The following is a 3014-nucleotide window of genomic DNA, read 5'->3' on the forward strand; positions in this document are numbered from 1 at the left end:
CAGGTGGCTCCGCCACATGACCCGCCACCCCGCACGCCGATCGCACGCACCGAACGCCGCTCCTTCTCCCACGGAGATCCATCAGAAGGGCCCTAAGCCCGTCGCCGAATTCCCTAGGGCCGGGGGCCTACGCCCAGCGGCCCGGACGCTGCCCCCGGCGGCCGATCCCCGGTGTCGGACCCCGCCGGTACCGTGAGGGCATGAGTCACGGTCCCCGGTCCGGCCTCGCCGCGGTGAGTTCCGCGCTGCTGGCCATGAACAGGCATCTGGAAGTGCGCGACGTCCTCAAGACGATCGTCGCCTCCGCCCGCGAACTGCTCGACGCCCAGTACGCCGCCCTCGGGGTCCCCGACGACCACGGCGGCTTCGCCCAGTTCGTCGTCGACGGCGTCACCGACGCCCAGTGGAAGGCCATCGGCCCGCTCCCGCGCCAGCACGGCATCCTCGCCGCGATGCTCCGCGAGGCGAAGGTCGAGCGGCTGGCGGACGTCCGCAGGGACCCCCGCTTCGAGGGCTGGCCCTCCGCCCACCCCGAGATGTCCGACTTCCTGGGACTGCCGGTCCGCGACGGCGACGAGGTGATCGGCGCGCTGTTCCTCGCGAACAAGAACTGCGAGAAACCCGACGGAGGCTGCGGCTTCACCGCCGAGGACGAGGAACTCCTCTCCATCCTCGCCCAGCACGCGGCCATCGCCCTCACCAACGCCCGCCTCTACGAACGCAGCCGCGAACTGACCATCGCCGAGGAGCGCTCCCGGCTCGCCCACGAACTGCACGACGCCGTCAGCCAGAAGCTGTTCTCCCTGCGCCTCACCGCCCAGGCGGCCGCCGCCCTGGTCGACCGCGATCCGCGTCGGGCCAAGGGCGAACTGCACCAGGTGGCCGCGCTCGCCGCCGAGGCCGCCGACGAACTGCGCGCCGCCGTCGTCGAGTTGCGCCCCGCCGCCCTCGACGAGGACGGTCTGCTCGCCACCCTGCGCACCCAGGTCCAGGTCCTCGACCGCGCCCACACCGCGCGCGTGACCTTCGCCAGCAGCGGCTTCCGCGCACTGCCCGCCGTGCAGGAGGAGGCCCTGCTCCGGGTGGCCCAGGAAGCCCTGCACAACGCCCTGCGGCACTCCGGGGCGGACCAGGTCGACGTGACCGTGAACCGGCGCGGCAGCGGCGCCGTGCTGCGGGTCACGGACGACGGCGGCGGCTTCGACCCGCACCTCACCCGCCGTGCCGGACGCCACCTCGGCCTGGTCTCCATGCGGGACCGCGCCGACAGCGTCGGCGGCACGCTGACCGTGGCATCGGCGCCCGGCAAGGGCACCACGATCGAGCTGGAGGTCCCCGGTGGCTGACGCAATCAGGGTGCTCCTGGTCGACGACCACCAGGTCGTCCGCCGAGGCCTGCGCACCTTCCTGGAGGTGCAGGACGACATCGAGGTCGTGGGCGAGGCGGCCGACGGCGCCGAAGGGGTCGAGCGCGCGCAGGAGCTGAGCCCCGACGTCGTCCTCATGGACGTCAAGATGCCCGGCCTCGACGGGGTGGGTGCCCTGCGCAGGCTCCGCGAACTCGACAACCCCGCGCGCGTGCTGATCGTCACCAGCTTCACCGAACAGCGCACGGTGGTCCCGGCCCTGCGGGCCGGCGCCGCCGGATACGTCTACAAGGACGTCGATCCCGACGCGCTCGCCACCGCCATCCGCTCGGTGCACGCCGGGCACGTCCTGCTCCAGCCCGAGGTGGCCGGCGCCCTGCTCTCCCAGGAGGAGGCCAACTCCGGCCAGGGCCGTGGTGGCTCGCTCACCGAGCGGGAGCGCGAGGTGCTCGGGCTGATCGCCGACGGCCGTTCCAACCGCGAGATAGCCCGGGCCCTGGTGCTGTCCGAGAAGACCGTCAAGACGCACGTCTCGAACATCCTGATGAAGCTCGACCTCGCCGACCGCACCCAGGCCGCGCTGTGGGCCGTTCGCCATGGCGTGACCGGCTGAAACGCCCTCCGCAACGCTTCACCGACGGCAACCCGGCGGGTCGTCCTCCGGGCTGAGATTCATACCGTCGTGGGAATGTCACCCGGACGGCGCATCCTGTCCCGGCCGCCGCCGTTCTTCAGTGCGTGCCACGGCGACCGCCGTGGCGAGCGCCAAGGAGGCTCAAGAAGTGAAGAACCTGAAGAAGGCCGCGGCCGTGACGATGGTGGCCGGCGGGATCGTGGCCGCGGGCGCGGGCATGGCCTCCGCCCACACCGGTGGTGCCCACGCCGACGGCCGGGCCCTGGGCTCTCCGGGCGTCGTCTCCGGCAACGTCATCCAGGCCCCGGTGCACGTCCCCGTCAACGTCGTCGGCAACAGCGTGAACGTCATCGGCGTGCTGAACCCCGCCTTCGGCAACCTCGGCCTCAACCACTGAGACCGCGCCGCACCGCGGCATCGACCTCCGGTCTTCCGGGCGCCCCGGAAGGCCGGTCGGCTTTTCCCGACAGCGGATCGTGGGCCCACCGGCTCGTAGGCCCAGTCGCTCATAGGCCCGGCGGGTTGTACGCCCAATGATCCGAACGGGCAGTCACGGCCCCCGGTCCGTACCACCGGGGACCCCGCAGGCGTTGATCAGGCACGACCCACGGCCGGGTCGGACACGCCCACCCAGGAGGAACCCTTCCCATGAACATCGCCAAGAAGGCCGCCGTCGCCATGACCGTCGCCGGCATCGCAGCGGGCGCCTCCGCCGGTGCCGCCTTCGCCGACTCCACCGCCAACGGCGCGGCCCTGAACTCCCCGGGTGTCATCTCCGGCAACACCATCGAGGTCCCGGTCCACGTCCCGGTCAACGCCAGCGGTCTCTCCGTCAACGTGATCGGTCTCCTGAACCCGGCGTTCGGGAACCACGCCACCAACAAGTAGGCCGCGGCGGTCCGGGGGCGACCGCCCCCGGACCTCTAGGGTGCGTTTCAGAAGTGGATCTTGATGTGTCAAGATCCACTTCGTGGGGAGGCACTCAATCCGGCCGAGTCGTCCGAGGGGCTGGC

At 71.8% G+C, this 3014-nt stretch carries 4 protein-coding genes; all 4 read left to right on the plus strand.

Annotation, left to right across the window (positions count from 1 at the left end; translation table 11 throughout):
* Positions 1 to 200 precede the first annotated feature (200 nt).
* The gene (locus AB0958_RS44855) at positions 201 to 1346 is read left to right on the plus strand and encodes a GAF domain-containing sensor histidine kinase (RefSeq protein ID WP_366896249.1); all 1146 of its coding nucleotides are present in this window, start codon (positions 201 to 203) and stop codon (positions 1344 to 1346) included.
* Complete coding sequence (locus tag AB0958_RS44860; protein ID WP_358980835.1) at positions 1339 to 1980, plus strand: response regulator transcription factor; 642 nt, start codon at positions 1339 to 1341, stop codon at positions 1978 to 1980. Before AB0958_RS44855 ends, AB0958_RS44860 begins: the two co-directional genes overlap by 8 nt.
* Before the next feature lie 169 nt (positions 1981 to 2149).
* Positions 2150 to 2398 (plus strand): chaplin, encoded by a 249-nt coding sequence (locus AB0958_RS44865; protein ID WP_366896250.1) that lies wholly within the window; start codon positions 2150 to 2152, stop codon positions 2396 to 2398.
* Positions 2399 to 2649: 251 nt separating this feature from the next.
* Positions 2650 to 2889, plus strand: a complete 240-nt coding sequence (locus AB0958_RS44870) for a chaplin (protein WP_366896251.1) — start codon at positions 2650 to 2652, stop codon at positions 2887 to 2889.
* Positions 2890 to 3014: the final 125 nt, after the last annotated feature.

The sequence above is a fragment of the Streptomyces sp. NPDC006655 genome, assembly GCF_040703965.1.
Taxonomy (GTDB): Bacteria; Actinomycetota; Actinomycetes; order Streptomycetales; family Streptomycetaceae; genus Streptomyces.